The sequence below is a fragment of the Clostridium sp. Marseille-Q7071 genome (assembly GCF_965112025.1).
This window is the reverse complement of record NZ_CBCOPR010000001.1, coordinates 555,863-572,032: the sequence shown is the minus strand read 5'-3', so window position 1 is coordinate 572,032 and position 16,170 is coordinate 555,863. Positions and strand designations below refer to the sequence as shown.

The window sequence follows — 16,170 nt, the reverse complement described above, 5'->3', positions numbered from 1 at the left end:
AATTTAGGGTGGCAACGCGGAGTCTTTCGTCCCTTTTGGGATTGAAGGCTCTTTTTTGTTTGAAAAAATTTAGAATTAATAAAAGTAAAATAAACTTGTAGGAGGAATTTTTTATGTTAGATTTAAAAAGAATTCGTAACAATATTGAAGAAATAAAAAAAGCGCTTAATGATAGAGGAGAAAATTTTGATATAAGTGTTATTGATGAGGTTGTAGCTTTAGATAAAAGAAGAAGAGATATATTAGTTGAGGTTGAAGAATTAAAAAATAAAAGAAATACTCAATCATCTCAAATTCCAAAGCTTAAAAAGGAAGGTTTATCGGTTGATGATATAATGGCAGAAATGAAAGAGCTTGCTGATAAAATTAAAAGCTTTGATGTAGAACTTTCAGAAATAGATGAAAGAATAAAATATATAATGCTTAGAATACCTAATATACCAAATCCTGAAGTTCCGAGTGGAAATACTGATGAAGATAATGTAGAAGTAAGAAAATTTGGTGAGCCAAGAAAATTTGAATTTGAGCCAAAAGAGCATTGGACTTTAGGAACAGAAAAAGGAATATTAGATTTTGAAGCAGGTGGAAAAGTTACTGGTTCAAGATTTACAGTATATAAAGGATTAGGTGCTAGATTAGAAAGAGCTATAATAAACTTCTTTTTAAATAAGCATACAGATGAAAATGGATATACAGAAATATTACCTCCATTTATGGTTAATAGAAATAGTATGACAGGAACAGGGCAACTTCCAAAGTTTGAAGAAGATGCTTTTAAAGTTGCTGATACAGATTACTTTTTAATACCAACAGCAGAAGTACCTGTTACAAATCTTTTTAGAGATGAAATAATAGAGGGAGATAAACTTCCAATAAAATATGCTGCTTATAGTGCTTGTTTTAGATCTGAAGCAGGCTCAGCAGGAAGAGATACAAGAGGACTTGTAAGACAGCATCAATTTAATAAAGTGGAGCTTGTTAAATTTGTTAAACCTGAAGATTCTTATAAGGAGCTTGAAAGCCTTGTAAATGATGCGGAAAGCGTTTTAAAAGCATTAGGACTTCCTTATAGAGTAGTTAAGATATGTAAAGGTGATTTAGGATTTACTGCTGCATTTAAGTATGATTTAGAAGTTTGGATGCCAAGCTATAATAGATATGTTGAAATTTCAAGCTGTAGTAATTTTGAAGACTTCCAAGCAAGACGTGCAAATATTAAATATAAAGATGATGCTAAAAGTAAACCTAATTTTGTACATACATTAAATGGATCAGGTGTTGCTATAGGAAGAACAGTAGCTGCCGTACTTGAAAACTATCAAAATGCTGATGGAACAATTACAATTCCAGAGGTTTTAAGACCATATATGGGTGGAAGAGAAGTTATGTAGTGTAGAGAAAATAAAGTTAAAAAATCTTATAAATTTAAAGATGTAGTTGAAAGATAATTTATCGGTTTAATCAAATAACAATAATTTACATTAAAGAGATATGAACTAGGTTAGCTTAGTTCGTATCTTTTTTATTTTATAAAATTAGCTTCAATGCAGGGAATATGGAGTGCTTTAAGTATAATTCTTATTTTTTATATATTAAAAATGCAAGAAAAAAGAGATTTGAAGCAAGAGGAAAGAGAGAAGAATTATCAAGATATAATTTCTAAATTAACAGATAAATTGAACATAGTTGAAGATGTAAAAAAAGATGTAGAAGAAATAAAAAATCATGTATTTGAAAAAATAAAAAAATAAATTTAAAATACAGGGTTACATTTAGTGTACAACTTTCTTTATATAGTATGTAAGATACATAGTCGACTAAAAGTCTTATAGAAAATAAATATCAAATTTTAAATTATATATAAAAAATAAATTTAAAAGCCAGGGTGACATTTACCACATAAATTTCTTTATATAGTATGTAAGGCAACATAGTCGACTAAAGGTCTTATAAAAAATAAATATTAAATTTAAGGGGGAATATTATTATGCCAAAAGCAGGAGAGATTAGATCAAAGAGTTCTTTAGTTACAGATTTAAGGACTTTAGAAAGGATTATGGATAGTTTTTACGATGTATTTGCTAAAGATGTTAATGTCTTTACAAGCGTAATAAGTGATTTACTTTCAATGGTTCCAGGATTCGGATATGCTGTATCAGGAGTTTCAGTTACACAGACATTATCAAGTGCAGAAAAAATAAATTATTCTAAAGCTGCATATGAAACTTTAAGAACTGCATACAGAGCAATGGCAAATGGGGAAGCTAACTCCGTTTCGATTTTCCAAGATTTTGTATGGGTATATCAAGGAAAGAATAAACAATATTGGAAATTGACAGGTAGATTAACTACAATACTAGACTAACAAAAGTAAATCACAAATATAATAAGGTATTTCAGTATTATATATTGAAATACCTTATTGTTTTTTGTCATTTTTTTCTATACTATATAAGTAGGGATAAAAAAAGGGGTGTAACAATGAATAATATTGAATTCAAAACCAAACATAAAGTTACTATAGTAATTTTGACATTGATACTTATATTCTCAATTGCTTCATTAGCTAACTTAAAACATAGAGCAAATAAAATGATATATAAGAATTTATATAGTTCTGTTCAAGTTTTTGGATTAATAATGAATGATTATAATAAGGAAATCAATAATGCTAATACTATTAAAGATAAAGCTGATATAATAAGAAATTTATCTTATAAGTTATATTGTCTAAATGATAGTTTGGATTTTAGCAATATTAATAAAAAATTTAATACTCCTATGAAACCTTTTATTGACTATTTGAATGAAATTAATTCAGAAAAGTTAGACAAAGAGATTGAAAAGGTGAATAATGCGATAAATAAATTAAATAAAGTTTATTTAATTTCTCAAGAGCTTGAGGAAGTACCTTTATCTAATTTTTATAAAAATGGTAAAGTAGGGATATGGAGATTTGAACTAAGTAGTGAAGTGATAAATTATTTTGATCAGATTAATTCAATAGCATCAGAAACTAAAAAATAAAAGATTGGAAAGCCTAGGTTGATTACTTAGGTTTTTTTATTTTCAGCATATTCGTAAAGGTATACCTTTGCGGATAGGCTAAAAATGTGTTCGTAAACGTTAAAAAATAGTGGTGAACATGCTCGCAAATAAATCATAACCTTTGCGAATAAATATGTCATAATTATATAAATTTTATAATATATTTATTATTTAAATTTAAATTTAAATGTCTAAATTGGATTATAGAATTGCTTTTATAAAGAAAATCAACATTTTAAAGAAATACTAAATCCTCATAGCCTACTTTCATATGAAAACCTTACCATTGCGATAGAAGAGTTCATATATTTAATCTTACATAATGCTTACCAATCTTACTCTTTTGTAATAAACATAAAAAAGTATTGAAGTTTATCATACTATACTGGTAATATTGCATTAGAGGTGATAATTATGGAAAAGCCACAGAAGAAAAGAAATAAAGTGCTTTTAATAGCAATCACTATTTTAATATGTATTTCATCAATAATAACAGTAAATTTTTTTGGTAAAGGAAATCATGTAAAAAAAGTTCAAGCTATAGCTACAAATACACATAAACCTTTAAAAGAAAAAGATAATAATAAAGAAGTTAGTAAATCTAAAAATGTAGATGAGGATAGTCAAATAGAATTCATAGAAACATTTAAAGAATTTGATTTAAATTCAAAGAAGCATGATACAACCAATCAGAAAATTGATAATTTGATAGAAGAAGTAGAAAAATACGTTGAAGACATTAAAAGAATTAATATAATAAAAGAAGTAAAAATAACTCTTAATAAAATTAGCATGAATATTAGAGAATTTTTTCAATTTGTAGATCAGTTTTTTTAATAAATAACCTTATATAAGCTTTAAATTCCTACTATATTTTTATAATTAAGCTAAGATATATTAAAATTGTACAATTTTAATACAAAAATTTTCTAATAACTATTGACATATATGACAGAAATAAATATAATGGTAAATGTGAGTTTGACACGGAGAGATGGTCGAGTTGGTTTAAGGCACCGGTCTTGAAAACCGGCGTACGTGTGAGCGTACCGTGGGTTCGAATCCCACTCTCTCCGCCATAACATGTGGAGAAATACTCAAGAGGCCGAAGAGGCGCCCCTGCTAAGGGCGTAGGTCGGGTAACTGGCGCGAGGGTTCAAATCCCTCTTTCTCCGCCATAAAATGCTCAATATTTTGAGCATTTTTGATTTATTAACTACCTGTTTATCATCACCATGGTGATGTTTAAATAAAATATTGACATAGATTCTAAATTATAATATAATAATCTATGTAAATGACACGGAGAGATGGTCGAGTTGGTTTAAGGCACCGGTCTTGAAAACCGGCGTACGTGTGAGCGTACCGTGGGTTCGAATCCCACTCTCTCCGCCATTTTTTTTATCTAAAATTAATTGAAAATTGTAATCATTATGGAGAAATACTCAAGAGGCCGAAGAGGCGCCCCTGCTAAGGGCGTAGGTCGGGTAACCGGCGCGAGGGTTCAAATCCCTCTTTCTCCGCCAAAATAAAGAATCTTTTATAAAACAATATAAAAGGTTCTTTATTTTATTTTTTTATATTTTTATTGTATAATTAATAATCATACAATAAAAATATTCTTAGGAGGAAATGTAATGAAATATTTTTTAGATAGTGCAAAAATACATGAAATAAGATATGCGTATGAAAATTGGGGCATAGATGGTGTTACGACAAATCCAAGACACATACAAGCTAGTGGAAAACCATTTAATGTTGTTATAGAGGAATTAGCAAATGAATTTAAGGGAAAAGACTTTCCAATATCAGTTGAAATAAATCCACACCTTGATAAAGCTGAGGATATGATAGCGGAAGGAGAGAAGTTAGCATCATTCTCCGAAAATTTTGTTGTAAAAATACCATGTACAGAGCAAGGACTTGTTGCTGCTTATAAATTAAATCAAAAGGGAATAAAAACTAATGTTACTTTAGTATTCTCTCCATCTCAAGCAATACAAGCAGGTAGAATAGGTGCATATTTTGTATCACCTTTTGTTGGTTGGAAAGAAACTCATGGAGAAGATTGTGAGCAATATATAAAAGATATAGTTGATATATATAAAAACTTTGATATAAAAACAGAAGTTATAGTGGCTGCACTTAGAAATGGAAAGCAAATAGTAGATGCAGCAAAAGCAGGTGCTCATATTGTAACTTGTGGCTTTGATGTATACAAAGATAGCTTTAGTCATCCATTTGTAAATTATGGATTAGATAAATTTACAAATGCATGGGATAATACAATAAAATAATAATATAATATAATATATAATAATAAATATCTCTACTAAATTTATAGTAGAGATATTTATTATTGACTTTTTACTGTAAAATTGTTATAATGATTATGTTTTAAACATATATGCGTCGGTAGCTCAGTTGGATAGAGTAGCTGGCTACGAACCAGTTGGCCGGGAGTTCGAATCTTCTCCGACGCACCAAAGCTCAAGTCTTAATAGACTTGAGCTTTTTATTTTATATTAAATTTATACTACTGTATAATTAAGTCTATGTTATTTTAAATAAAGAATTATTATGATGGTTACTTTAAAAGTTATTTATATAATACTTATGTTCTGGATCGCATATATGAATACATTTTTAATAGGATTATTTATTTCTCGTAATAATTTATAGAATTACCAATATATAAAATATAATACAATTTATAATTAATTATTTCCTGGGAAAAATATACATTTCATTAATTAATAAAGATAAATAGATATTTATCGATAAATATCTATAAATAGCAATTTTTTGTTAAAACCTTCAAAACTGTAAGTTTTATGATAAAATTATGCTATAATAAATCTAATATTATGAAATTTTGGGCAATAAGGGGTTGTTTACATGGGGGGTAAAAAAGGGGCAAAATCTTTAAAGCTTAAAGAAAAGCTCAGTAAGATTAAGCTAAGGAGGAAAAATAAAGGAATAAAGGGTGTAAAATTTGAAAGAAAGAGGATAAATTTTAAAAACTTTAAATTCTCATCAATTAAAAATATGACTATGTCATCTATAGGGATGAAAATATCAGTGATTATTAGTGGTATAGTAATTGTTGCAATGATAGTTACAGGAAGTTTTATTCATAATAAAGCTAGCAGCATTATTTCTAGTTTAAGCAAACAAGAAATGTCATCAATAGTGGATAAATCAATAGATACGATAAGTATAATGATTGAAAAGTATAGCATGGAGGTTGCATCACTTGCTAGTGCCAAAGATAATTGTGATATTTTAGTAAATAAAAATTCTTCAGATCATAAGGTTCAATTAGAAGCTACTAAATTATCAGAGAAGATGAATAAGTATTTTAAAGATTATATAGGAAATAATTTGGCGATGGAAAGAATATCTTTAATAGACTTATCAGGAAAAATAATTGCAGATAGTGAAAGTGAGTTTGTTGGAAGTAGCGTAGAAGAAACTTCTTTTCATGAAAGCAGCTCAGGTGGTGCTAAAGTAATAAGTAATACTATGAAGTCTGAAAAGAGCGATAGGTCAATTATAGTATTTACTTATCCTGTTCAAGATTATGATAATCACGGCCAATGCGTAGGATACATAGCTTCATATGTGTACACAGACAGCTTTGCTAAGTATTTGAAAAATATAAATGTTAATGCCACTACTTCAAGTTTTAGTTTTTTATTAGATGAAACAGGAAATTATATACATCATAAAAATCCTGAACTTTTAGGTAGTGAAGTTCAAATAGATGAAATTAAAGAAATTGTTGATAAAGCTAAAAAAGGAATGAAAGTTGATATAGGAGCTTTAGAATATGTAGATTATAATGATAAGATGATATCTGCTTATGGAATAATACCTAGAACTAATTGGACTTTAGTAGTATCAGCTTATGCAGAAGAGATTATGGCACCTGTAAATGCCATGACTAATACTATAATTTTAATAGCTTTAATAGTAATAATAGCATGCTTAGTGTTTGCATTTATAATAGCAAGATTCTTAATAAAACCTATAATAAGAGCTAAAGAGCTAGTAATAAAGACTTCTAAACTAGATTTAACAGAAGATAATATTAATCATAGCAAATTTAGTAAAGATGAAATAGGACAGATATCTAAATCCGTTGTTCAAATGAGAGGTGCATTAAGAGATGTAGTTAAGAGTCTTATAAATGTAGAAGAAATGGTAAATAAAAATGCAGAAATAGTAGAAAAATCTACAGCTATACTAAGAGAAAAAGCAGAAGAAACATCTATGGAAACTTCAGTGGTGTCTGCAGGAATACAGGAAACAGCAGCTACATCTGAAGAAATGTCTGCATCCTCAGAGAATATGAAATTAGGTATAAATAATATTGCTTCAGAATCTTTAAATGGCTCACAATTAACTAAGGATATAGTAACAAGAGCAATAGAAATCGAAAAGATATCTAAACAGTCTAAGGAAGAAACTCAAACTTTATATAATGATGTAAAAGAAGAATTAGAAGTTGCAATAGAAGCATCTAAAGGAGTTAATCAAATTCATAGTCTTGCAAATGCTATACTTAAAATTACAGAACAAACTAATTTATTAGCGTTAAATGCAGCAATAGAAGCAGCTAGAGCAGGAGAAGCAGGAAGAGGATTTGCTGTAGTTGCAGATGAAGTAAGAAAGCTTGCAGTAGAATCAGGTAAAACAGCGTCCAATATACAAAATGTTGTAAAAACAGTATATAGTTCTGTTGAAAATCTTTCTAAGAGCTCAGAAAAAATGATAGAATTTATGGAGAAGCAAATAAACAGAGATTATGAGAGAATGATTGATACAGGTAAACAATACTCAAAAGATGCTGATGTATTTAATAACTTCATGCTTGAATTTAGTGATGAGGCTCAAAGATTAAATTCACATGTAGAAGGTATAGTTAAAGCTATAGAGGATGTATCTACTACTTTAAGTGAAGGTTCCTCAGGGGTATTTAATATTTCAGCTAAAACAGAGGATATAGTAGATAAAATTGAAGAAATAAATAATGCATCTATTGAGAATAAGAATAGTGCTATTAAACTTACTGAAATAACATCAAAGTTCAAATTATAAAAAAAGGAGTTAGAATAAGGCATATTCAAAAAAATAGCTAGTCAGTATGCTTGTCTATTTTGAGCTATACTACGTCGTCAGAACCTCATGATAGCCCAACTATCATGAGGTTCTGCCTACTTGTATGACACAAAATATACTTCGCACCTTTAACTAGCTATTTTTATTCATATGCCTGAGCTTAAATTCTAACTCCTATTTTTTCGCCCATTTTTACTATTACCTCAATATCTTTTTTACTATGATATATAATATCTTCATCAAGCTTTAATTTATCCTTTTCTACCAATATTATTACAGTAGATCCTCCAAATTTAAAAAAGCCTTTTTCATCACCTTTATAAACTTTAGAATTTTCTTTATAGGTTTGAATTATGCCACCTACACAAGTAGCGCCGACTTCTAGATATAATAAATCTCCAAAGTTCTCACTATGTAGTATACTATATTCACGCTTATTTGATGTAAATACCTTACTAACCTTTTCAAGAGCTATTGGACTTACAGAATAATATTTGCCTTTAATTTTGGTAGTAGATGAACAGGTTCCATTATCTATAAAGTGAAATCTATGATAATCAGTAGGGCACAATCTGAAGATTAAACATATTCCACCTTTATATTTATTAGCCAGTTCTTTAGAACCTAAAATTTCCTTTAAAGAATAATCAAAGCCTTTAACTTTAAAGCTATGATTTTCATCTATATTGTCTATAGATAATAATCTACTATCAGAAGGAGATATAAATATGTTCTTATCTTTATTAATCTCTCTAGCTGTAGGCTTTAATTTTCTATAAAAGAAATCATTAAATGAAGTATACTCATCAATAGATTTTTCATATTCATCCATATTCATATTAAAGCCTTTTACAAAGCTTTTAATTTTTTTTGAACTTAATTTTGTATCACAGTAGTGACCATAGAATTTTGAAAAGAGTTTACGCTTAACTAATAATTCTAAAAAGCCCTTACCTAGAGGAGATTCATAACTCCATTTAAGCATATTTTCTCCTGCTACTTTTTCTATCTCATAAGATTTACTTCTTCTATCATAATACCTTATCATATCATCAACCTCTAAATCTAATTTATATATATTTAAAAAATAACTAGTCAATATACTTCTGATTTTGACCAGTTATTTTCTTACATACATCTTATATAAACATATTATATGTAAATCAATAATTTTACAACAAAAAACCACCAGTAATAGTTACTAGTAGTTTTTCATCTATAGTAAAATATAAAATTGTTGTAACTAAATATATGATTACTTTAAATCTCTACTGGTTTATAGAAAAATTAACTTTTAAAATTATTAGTTTTATTTATATCAATACCTCTAAATTTTTCATAATCATTCATGCTTTTAACAACTAAGCCACTAAGAGCTAGAACCGCTATTAAGTTAGGCATAACCATTAAGGCATTAAAAGTATCAGCAAGCTCCCAAACTAAATCAACTTTTAAAAGAGAACCAATAAATACGAAGATCATAACTAGAATTCTATAAGGTGTTAATGCTTTATTACCAAATAAATATTTAATGTTTGATTCTCCGAAGAAATACCATCCTATAATTGTTGAAAAAGCAAAGAATAATAAACATATAGCTATAAATCCTTGCCCATATGAGCCTAGTGATAGCTCAAAAGCTTTTTGAGTTAATGTAATACCTGTTTCGCCAGATTCTAATGCACCACTAGTTAATATAACTAATGCAGTTAAAGTTAAGATTACAAAAGTATCAATAAAAACACTTATAATAGCTACAGAACCCTGTTCTCCTGGATGTTTAACATTTGCAACGGCATGAGCATGAGGAGTAGAACCCATACCAGCTTCATTAGAAAATAATCCTCTAGCAACCCCATATCGTACTGCCTGTTTAATTGTTATTCCTATAACACCACCAGCAACCGCTTGAGGATTAAATGCACCTACAATTATTGAGTTTAAAGCAGGTATAATTTGGCCTGCATTTAATATTATAATTATTAGAGAAGCTAATATATATAAACCAGCCATTAAAGGAACAACTTTTTCTGTAACGGAAGCTATACGTCCCATTCCTCCAAAGAATACAAATCCTCCAAGTAATGCAACAATTATGCCAGCAATAAATGTTGGAAGACCAAAAGCATTATTAAATGCTTGAGAAATAGAATTAGATTGTACTATATTGCCCATAAATCCTAAAGCTAATATACAGGAAATTGAAAAGAAACCAGCTAAAAGCTTAGCTATTTTCTTATTTTTTAATCCATTTTTAATATAATAAGCAGGACCTCCTGTAACCTCACCATCAACTCTTGTTTTAAAGAGTTGTGCTAGTATTGCTTCTGCATATATTGTAGCCATGCCCAAGAATGCACTTAGCCACATCCAAAATATTGCACCAGGACCACCAGAAGCAATTGCAGTAGCAGCTCCAGCTAGGTTCCCTGTTCCTACCTGTGCTGCAATTGCTGTTGATAGTGCTTGAAAAGAACTCATACCGTCTTTGTCAGCTTTTTTGCCTTTTAAGTTCAATCCTCCAAAAATTCTTCTAAAACCCTCTCCAAATTTTCTTACTTGGATAAATTTTAGTTTGAAAGTAAGGAAAATTCCTGTTCCACATAGTAAAACTAATAAAATGTAATTCAATAAGACATCATTTATTCGTTTTACTATCTCAATTAAAAAGTCCATGATAAATCCCCCTTTTAAAATAATTAGTACACTATTAATTATAAAGTAATAACAGAATAATTTAAATTATCAAAATATTAAAAAGTTACTGAAAGTAACTGTTTTTTACAATTTAATTCTTGTTTTGAAATATAATTTAATGATATTTAATTATAACTAAAATAATTTCAATAATATGTTGTGGCATATGCTAAGTTTTATCTTATAATGTAGTGAAAATAATTGATTAGTGATAGTACAAATTGATAATTTAAAAAGGTATTGATACTTTAAAGTATCAATACCTTTTTTATTAAATTACTTCACTTTTAGTTTGAGCTCTCAAATCTTCATTTGAAGGTTTAGAAGCCCTATTTTTAAAGAATTCTTCAGCAATCTGAGGAAATGCAAGATATGATAGTATATCCTCGTTTGTTGAAACTTTGTCTTTAAATATTTCTTTAGTCTTTTCAAAAGCAGGTTCTAAACTATCAGCAAATCTGCCTTTTATTGGTTCATCATCACCTAAAGCTTTTTTCATTACTTCTTCATTTATTTTACCAGGTGCTTTACCATATTCTCCTTTACAGTAAGCTTTAACTTCTTTAAGCACCATTTTATATCTTTCACCAGTTAATACGTTAACCGTTGCTTGAGTACCAACCATTTGACTCATAGGAGTAACAAGTGGTGGGAAACCTAAATCTTCCCTTACTCTTGGAACCTCTGCTAGAACTGAATCTAATTTATCTATGGAGTTTTGAGATTTAAGCTGAGAAATCATATTTGATAGCATACCACCAGGTATTTGGTTTGTTAATCCCTCTGGTTGAGGAGTTAAAACTTTAGGGTCAAGTAGTCCTGATTTTAATACTTCAGCTCTTATTGGTTTAAAGAAATTATTTATATAAGTTAATTTATCTATGCTTAAATTTGTATTAAATCCAGCAGAAGTTAATGCTTGATGCATAGTTTCAGTCGGTGGTTGTGATGTACCACTTGAGAATGAAGATATAGCAGTATCTATACCATCAACTCCTGCTTCAACAGCTTTATAATAAGACATTTCAGCTAATCCATTTGTGCAATGAGAGTGTAGGAATACTGGTATTTTAACTTCTGATTTTATACTTTTAACTAAATCATAAGCTATATCAGGCATTATAAGGCCAGCCATATCTTTAATACAGATAGAGTGAGCTCCCATGTTTTCTAATTGTTTAGCTAAATTTGTATAGTTTTTAACGTCATGTATAGGGCTTACTGTATAAACTATAGTACCTTGTGCATGTGCACCTTGCTTAATAGTTTCATCCATAGCTACTTCAATGTTAGAGAAATCGTTTAAAGCATCGAAAATTCTAATTATATCCATTCCATGATAAACAGACATTTTTATAAATTCTCTTACAACATCATCAGGATAGTGTTTATATCCTAATATGTTTTGTCCTCTTAAAAGCATTTGTAGAGGAGTTTTCTTTACTATGCTTTTTATTTTCTTTAATCTTTCCCATGGATCTTCATTTAAATATCTTAAGCAAGAGTCAAAGGTAGCCCCTCCCCAACACTCAAGTGAATAATATCCTGCATTATCTAAGTCTTTAAGTATAGGTGCAAACTCATTAAAAGGAAGTCTTGTTGCAATTAATGATTGGTTTGCATCCCTTAGAACTGTCTCAGTTATATGAATTTTCTTCATTAATAATCACCCCTATAATCTAGTGTCATACACTTGTATTTTAACATAAAGCTGAATAAAAATCTGCAATAAATCATTTATTTGTCTGAAAAATTATATATTATAGAATTATTGCAATAGATATCTATAACTAGACTTAAATTCATTATAAGATTTATATATTTTTTGTTAGCAAGTAAATTTTACATATGAAAATTAGCTTATAAAAAATAATTTTCATATGTATTATAAAGAAATCTTGACATTAACGGTAAAAAATAATTATAATGTAATTATAATATTTGCGCCCGTAGCTCAGTAGGATAGAGCAACCCCCTCCTAAGGGGTAGGTCGGAGGTTCGACTCCTCTCGTGCGCACCAAAGCTTGGTAAAGTTTTCCTTTACTAAGCTTTTTATTTTATATATGATAAAGTTATAAGCTATAATTTTAAAGAATTTAGACCAAAATATATAATAAGTTAAGGAGAAACTATGGAAGATAACTTTATGAATGAAGCTATAATAGAAGCAAAAAAAGCTTTAGAGTTAGAAGAAATACCTGTAGGTGCAGTTATTGTGAAAGATAATAAAATAATTGCAAGAGCACATAACCTAAAGGAAAGATTAAATGATCCAACCTGCCATGCAGAGATTCTTGCTATAAAGGAAGCTTCAAGAGTGTTAGATTCATGGAGACTTAGTGGATGTAGTATGTATGTTACATTAGAACCATGTCCTATGTGTGCAGGTGCTATAGTTCAAAGTAGATTATCTAAACTTTATATAGGAACTTTTGATGAGAGAAGTGGAGCCTGTGGTTCTGTAATGAATATAGTGCAAAATGATTTTCTAAATCATTGGGTAGATGTGAAGTGGACTTATGAAGAAAACTGTAGCATGCTACTACAAAATTTTTTTAAAAAGAAAAGGAGAGATAATAGATGACAGATAGTAATAAATTTGTTAGCGATGAAGAAAAAAAGAAAATGGTATTAGATAAAATGACAAAAGTATGTATATGCAAGGCAATACCAAGATCAAAAATAAAAGAAGCAATAAAAGGTGGAGCTACCACAGTAGAAGAGGTAAATAAGATTGTAGGTTCAGGTAGTGGTGGATGCAAGGGAAGAAGATGTAGCCCTAAAATTGAAGAGCTTATAAACATGTATAAAAATGGTGAGTTCTAAAAAATATATAGTTAATTTAAGTTAGACTATGTATAATAGATTAAAGAATAAAAAAGAAAGGGGATGAGGTTAATGGATCCAGTTGCATTTAGTTTATTTGGTATTGATATAGCATGGTATGGAATTTGTATAGCTCTTGGAGTTGTAGCAGCATTACTTTTAGCTCAATATACTTGTAAATTAGTTAATATAAATTATGATGATATGCTAACTGTGTTTTTAATAACTTTTCCGATTGCTATAGTTGGAGCAAGACTTTATTATGTTATTTTTGAATTTAATCAATATAGAGATAATTTAATGAGTATCTTTAATATAAGAAAAGGTGGCTTAGCCATACATGGAGGTATAATAGCAGCAATTATTGTAGTTGCTATATATTGCAATAAAAAGAAAATCAATTTTTTCGATATTATGGATATGGCTGCACCATGCATAATATTAGCTCAAGGAATAGGAAGATGGGGAAATTTCTTTAATCAAGAAGCCCATGGTGGTCCTGTAACAGAAGCTTTTATTAGTAAATTTCCTCAATTTATACAAAAGGGTATGTTAATAAAGGGAACATATTATCATCCTACATTTTTATATGAAAGTATATGGAATGTATTAGTGTGCTTACTACTTTTATATATGTTAAAAAAAGTTTCAAAAAAAGGTGTTGTATTCTTTAGCTACATAGGTTTATATTCTGTAGCAAGACTTTTTATAGAAGGTCTTAGAACAGATAGTTTAATGCTAGGTAGCATAAGGATGGCTCAGTTAGTAAGTATAATAGGTATATTAATATGGGTAGCAGGGGTAATATACTGCTATAAGTTTAATAGAGATAGAAAATTAATAAATTGATAAATTGATAAATTTATACCTTAGAAATAGTAATACTGAGGCATAATAATTTAAAAGTAAAAGAGTAATTATTTAAATATAAATAATTACTCTTTTACTTTACTAATAGTATGCGTATATATTTGCTCTTAATCTCTCTTACTAGAAATAGGAATATAAGGATATAATCTTGAAGCTAAATTACTCATTGGCATTGTTTGAAGATATACTTTGCCTGGCCCTCGTAATGTAGTTAAAAATAGTCCTTCTCCACCAAATAGTACATTTTTAACTCCTTTAACCATTTCTATATCAAAATGAATACTAGCTTCGAAAGCAGCTACATGACCAGTATCTACTTTAATAGTTTCTCCAGGAGCTAAATTTACTTCCTCAACATGACCATCAAACTCTAAAAATACAATTCCTGGACCAGTCATTCTTTGAAGTATAAATCCTTCACCACCAAAAAAACCAGTAGAAAGTCTCTTTTTAAGATGAATTTTAAATTCTACAGAAGTTTCCGCTGCTAAGAAAGCACCCTTTTGACATATTAATGTTTCTCCAGCATATAAATTTTTTGCAACAATTCTTCCAGGTACTGAAGAGGGAAAGGCGATACTGCCATTACCACGAGTACATGTAAAGGTATTTAAAAAAATACTGTCACCAGATAATGCTCTTCCTATGCCTGCAAAAAGACCACCTTTCATATTTGTATCCATTTCAATGCTGTCACTCATCCATCCCATTGCGCCAGATTCAGAAACTAGAGTTTCACCAGCATTTAATGAACAAATCACAACGGGAAGATTTCCACCTTTAATTTCATAATTCATATTGTAGACCTCTCTTTAATATAATTTTTATATGGATAAATATAAATTAATATAATATATTTAAAGCATATTGAAAAAATAAATAATAAATATAACTAAAAATATATTTCATATCTTTGACTAGTTACTTTTTTCATATATCTATTATACGGGATTACAAAAGTTTTAGTATTTAAAACAATTATAAAATTTTTGTGAAAAAAGTATTTTAGAAATACCTTAAAAGTATATTAAAAAATAGTAAGATTTAATAAAATTTAAGAAATTTAATAAAAAAAATTACTTTGAGGTATTATAATCCAATTTTATTTAAAATAACCACTTGCAACTAGAGATTAATAATAGTATAATCGTATATACGTAAGTAACTAAATAACATATGGAGAGATGTCCGAGCGGCTTAAGGAGCACGCCTGGAACGCGTGTGTAGGGGAAACTCTACCGAGGGTTCAAATCCCTCTCTCTCCGCCATGTTGTACTAGATGGGGAGTTAGCGGTGCCCTGTAACCTGCAATCCGCTACAGCAGGATTGAATTCCTCGCCTAGGTTTTAGTTTGTGTGGTCTGGCCTATGTAAGTGGCGTTGAGAATTGGGTCCCACGCAATGGAGATTCATGAACCTCGTCAGATCCGGAAGGAAGCAGCGATAAGTGAAACCCTCCATGTGCCGTGGATTAACCTGGTTTGAGTTAACTGCATGGGTAACGCACATAAATTAATTATCAAAGCGAGGTGTACAACTTTAACTTTAAAAGATAAGATGCAAAATTGCATCTTTTTTTATTATATGTAAAAACTTATAATATATA

General features: G+C 29.2%; 14 protein-coding genes, 7 tRNA genes, 1 other RNA gene and 1 other annotated feature (1 of these 23 running past the window's edge). Of the genes, 18 read left to right on the top strand and 4 right to left on the bottom strand.

Annotated features, from left to right (window positions below):
• Window positions 1-37 (top strand) — a binding site (T-box leader); it begins 170 nt to the left of the window's first position.
• 76 nt (window positions 38-113) lie between these two features.
• The 12 genes from serS to ACWPW7_RS02575 all read left to right on the top strand — a co-directional run bounded on the left by serS (window position 114) and on the right by ACWPW7_RS02575 (window position 8,151).
• Window positions 114-1,391, top strand: coding sequence for a serine--tRNA ligase (gene serS, locus ACWPW7_RS02630; RefSeq protein ID WP_454052248.1), 1,278 nt, complete (start codon window positions 114-116; stop codon window positions 1,389-1,391).
• A gap of 153 nt (window positions 1,392-1,544) precedes the next feature.
• A complete protein-coding gene (locus ACWPW7_RS02625; RefSeq protein ID WP_454052247.1) occupies window positions 1,545-1,751 on the top strand; it encodes a BhlA/UviB family holin-like peptide in 207 nt (68 codons plus the stop codon).
• Between the two features lie 236 nt (window positions 1,752-1,987).
• Window positions 1,988-2,365, top strand: a complete 378-nt coding sequence (locus tag ACWPW7_RS02620) for a hypothetical protein (RefSeq protein ID WP_291564346.1) — start codon at window positions 1,988-1,990, stop codon at window positions 2,363-2,365.
• Between the two features lie 116 nt (window positions 2,366-2,481).
• A complete protein-coding gene (locus ACWPW7_RS02615; RefSeq protein ID WP_454052246.1) occupies window positions 2,482-3,027 on the top strand; it encodes a hypothetical protein in 546 nt (181 codons plus the stop codon).
• 435 nt (window positions 3,028-3,462) lie between these two features.
• On the top strand, window positions 3,463-3,885 hold the full coding sequence (locus ACWPW7_RS02610; protein ID WP_454052245.1) for a hypothetical protein: 423 nt from the start codon (window positions 3,463-3,465) through the stop codon (window positions 3,883-3,885).
• A 151-nt stretch (window positions 3,886-4,036) separates the two neighbouring features.
• Window positions 4,037-4,127: transfer RNA gene (locus ACWPW7_RS02605), tRNA-Ser, on the top strand.
• 8 nt (window positions 4,128-4,135) lie between these two features.
• Window positions 4,136-4,226: transfer RNA gene (locus tag ACWPW7_RS02600), tRNA-Ser, on the top strand.
• A gap of 126 nt (window positions 4,227-4,352) precedes the next feature.
• Window positions 4,353-4,443, top strand: a tRNA-Ser gene (locus tag ACWPW7_RS02595).
• Window positions 4,444-4,483: 40 nt separating this feature from the next.
• Window positions 4,484-4,574, top strand: a tRNA-Ser gene (locus ACWPW7_RS02590).
• 111 nt (window positions 4,575-4,685) lie between these two features.
• Entirely contained in the window at window positions 4,686-5,345 is a 660-nt protein-coding gene (locus ACWPW7_RS02585; protein ID WP_291564338.1) for a transaldolase family protein, read from the top strand.
• 112 nt (window positions 5,346-5,457) lie between these two features.
• Window positions 5,458-5,534, top strand: a tRNA-Arg gene (locus tag ACWPW7_RS02580).
• A 412-nt stretch (window positions 5,535-5,946) separates the two neighbouring features.
• On the top strand, window positions 5,947-8,151 hold the full coding sequence (locus ACWPW7_RS02575; RefSeq protein ID WP_454052244.1) for a methyl-accepting chemotaxis protein: 2,205 nt from the start codon (window positions 5,947-5,949) through the stop codon (window positions 8,149-8,151).
• Between the two features lie 181 nt (window positions 8,152-8,332).
• On the opposite strand, the gene ACWPW7_RS02570 is transcribed toward ACWPW7_RS02575, so the two are convergent.
• The 3 genes from ACWPW7_RS02570 to ACWPW7_RS02560 all read right to left on the bottom strand — a co-directional run bounded on the left by ACWPW7_RS02570 (window position 8,333) and on the right by ACWPW7_RS02560 (window position 12,529).
• Window positions 8,333-9,220 (bottom strand): phosphatidylserine decarboxylase, encoded by an 888-nt coding sequence (locus tag ACWPW7_RS02570; protein ID WP_454052243.1) that lies wholly within the window; start codon window positions 9,218-9,220, stop codon window positions 8,333-8,335.
• A gap of 239 nt (window positions 9,221-9,459) precedes the next feature.
• On the bottom strand, window positions 9,460-10,848 hold the full coding sequence (locus tag ACWPW7_RS02565) for an alanine/glycine:cation symporter family protein (RefSeq protein WP_454052242.1): 1,389 nt from the start codon (window positions 10,846-10,848) through the stop codon (window positions 9,460-9,462).
• A gap of 292 nt (window positions 10,849-11,140) precedes the next feature.
• Window positions 11,141-12,529, bottom strand: a complete 1,389-nt coding sequence (locus ACWPW7_RS02560) for a pyruvate carboxylase subunit B (RefSeq protein ID WP_454052241.1) — start codon at window positions 12,527-12,529, stop codon at window positions 11,141-11,143.
• A gap of 283 nt (window positions 12,530-12,812) precedes the next feature.
• On the opposite strand from ACWPW7_RS02560, the gene ACWPW7_RS02555 reads away from it, so the two are divergent.
• The 4 genes from ACWPW7_RS02555 to lgt all read left to right on the top strand — a co-directional run bounded on the left by ACWPW7_RS02555 (window position 12,813) and on the right by lgt (window position 14,544).
• Window positions 12,813-12,889, top strand: a tRNA-Arg gene (locus ACWPW7_RS02555).
• 111 nt (window positions 12,890-13,000) lie between these two features.
• Window positions 13,001-13,453 carry a nucleoside deaminase gene (locus ACWPW7_RS02550; RefSeq protein ID WP_291564323.1) on the top strand — a complete coding sequence of 151 codons (453 nt, stop codon included), beginning with the start codon at window positions 13,001-13,003 and terminating at the stop codon, window positions 13,451-13,453.
• Window positions 13,450-13,695, top strand: a complete 246-nt coding sequence (locus ACWPW7_RS02545; protein ID WP_291564320.1) for a (2Fe-2S)-binding protein — start codon at window positions 13,450-13,452, stop codon at window positions 13,693-13,695. The genes ACWPW7_RS02550 and ACWPW7_RS02545 overlap by 4 nt, the downstream gene beginning before the upstream one ends.
• A 72-nt stretch (window positions 13,696-13,767) precedes the next feature.
• Window positions 13,768-14,544: a prolipoprotein diacylglyceryl transferase gene (lgt, locus tag ACWPW7_RS02540; RefSeq protein WP_291564318.1), complete on the top strand. Its 777-nt coding sequence runs from the start codon at window positions 13,768-13,770 to the stop codon at window positions 14,542-14,544.
• Window positions 14,545-14,672: 128 nt separating this feature from the next.
• On the opposite strand, the gene ACWPW7_RS02535 is transcribed toward lgt, so the two are convergent.
• Window positions 14,673-15,362, bottom strand: a complete 690-nt coding sequence (locus ACWPW7_RS02535) for a TIGR00266 family protein (RefSeq protein ID WP_454052240.1) — start codon at window positions 15,360-15,362, stop codon at window positions 14,673-14,675.
• Between the two features lie 381 nt (window positions 15,363-15,743).
• On the opposite strand from ACWPW7_RS02535, the gene ACWPW7_RS02530 reads away from it, so the two are divergent.
• Window positions 15,744-15,833 (top strand) — tRNA-Ser (locus ACWPW7_RS02530).
• Between the two features lie 2 nt (window positions 15,834-15,835).
• Window positions 15,836-16,101, top strand: an RNA gene (gene ffs / locus ACWPW7_RS02525) — signal recognition particle sRNA large type.
• Window positions 16,102-16,170 lie beyond the last annotated feature (69 nt).

Excerpts from the sequence above, each read along its gene's own strand:
- ACWPW7_RS02560 (WP_454052241.1), bottom strand. The coding sequence starts at position 12,529 with ATGAAGAAAATTCATATAACTGAGACAGTTCTAAGGGATGCAAACCAA.
- ACWPW7_RS02565 (WP_454052242.1), bottom strand. The coding sequence starts at position 10,848 with ATGGACTTTTTAATTGAGATAGTAAAACGAATAAATGATGTCTTATTG.
- ACWPW7_RS02550 (WP_291564323.1), top strand. The coding sequence starts at position 13,001 with ATGGAAGATAACTTTATGAATGAAGCTATAATAGAAGCAAAAAAAGCT.
- ACWPW7_RS02575 (WP_454052244.1), top strand. The coding sequence starts at position 5,947 with ATGGGGGGTAAAAAAGGGGCAAAATCTTTAAAGCTTAAAGAAAAGCTC.
- ACWPW7_RS02610 (WP_454052245.1), top strand. The coding sequence starts at position 3,463 with ATGGAAAAGCCACAGAAGAAAAGAAATAAAGTGCTTTTAATAGCAATC.
- ACWPW7_RS02535 (WP_454052240.1), bottom strand. The coding sequence starts at position 15,362 with ATGAATTATGAAATTAAAGGTGGAAATCTTCCCGTTGTGATTTGTTCA.
- ACWPW7_RS02570 (WP_454052243.1), bottom strand. The coding sequence starts at position 9,220 with ATGATAAGGTATTATGATAGAAGAAGTAAATCTTATGAGATAGAAAAA.
- ACWPW7_RS02620 (WP_291564346.1), top strand. The coding sequence starts at position 1,988 with ATGCCAAAAGCAGGAGAGATTAGATCAAAGAGTTCTTTAGTTACAGAT.
- serS (WP_454052248.1), top strand. The coding sequence starts at position 114 with ATGTTAGATTTAAAAAGAATTCGTAACAATATTGAAGAAATAAAAAAA.
- ACWPW7_RS02615 (WP_454052246.1), top strand. The coding sequence starts at position 2,482 with ATGAATAATATTGAATTCAAAACCAAACATAAAGTTACTATAGTAATT.
- ACWPW7_RS02545 (WP_291564320.1), top strand. The coding sequence starts at position 13,450 with ATGACAGATAGTAATAAATTTGTTAGCGATGAAGAAAAAAAGAAAATG.
- ACWPW7_RS02585 (WP_291564338.1), top strand. The coding sequence starts at position 4,686 with ATGAAATATTTTTTAGATAGTGCAAAAATACATGAAATAAGATATGCG.
- ACWPW7_RS02625 (WP_454052247.1), top strand. The coding sequence starts at position 1,545 with ATGCAGGGAATATGGAGTGCTTTAAGTATAATTCTTATTTTTTATATA.
- lgt (WP_291564318.1), top strand. The coding sequence starts at position 13,768 with ATGGATCCAGTTGCATTTAGTTTATTTGGTATTGATATAGCATGGTAT.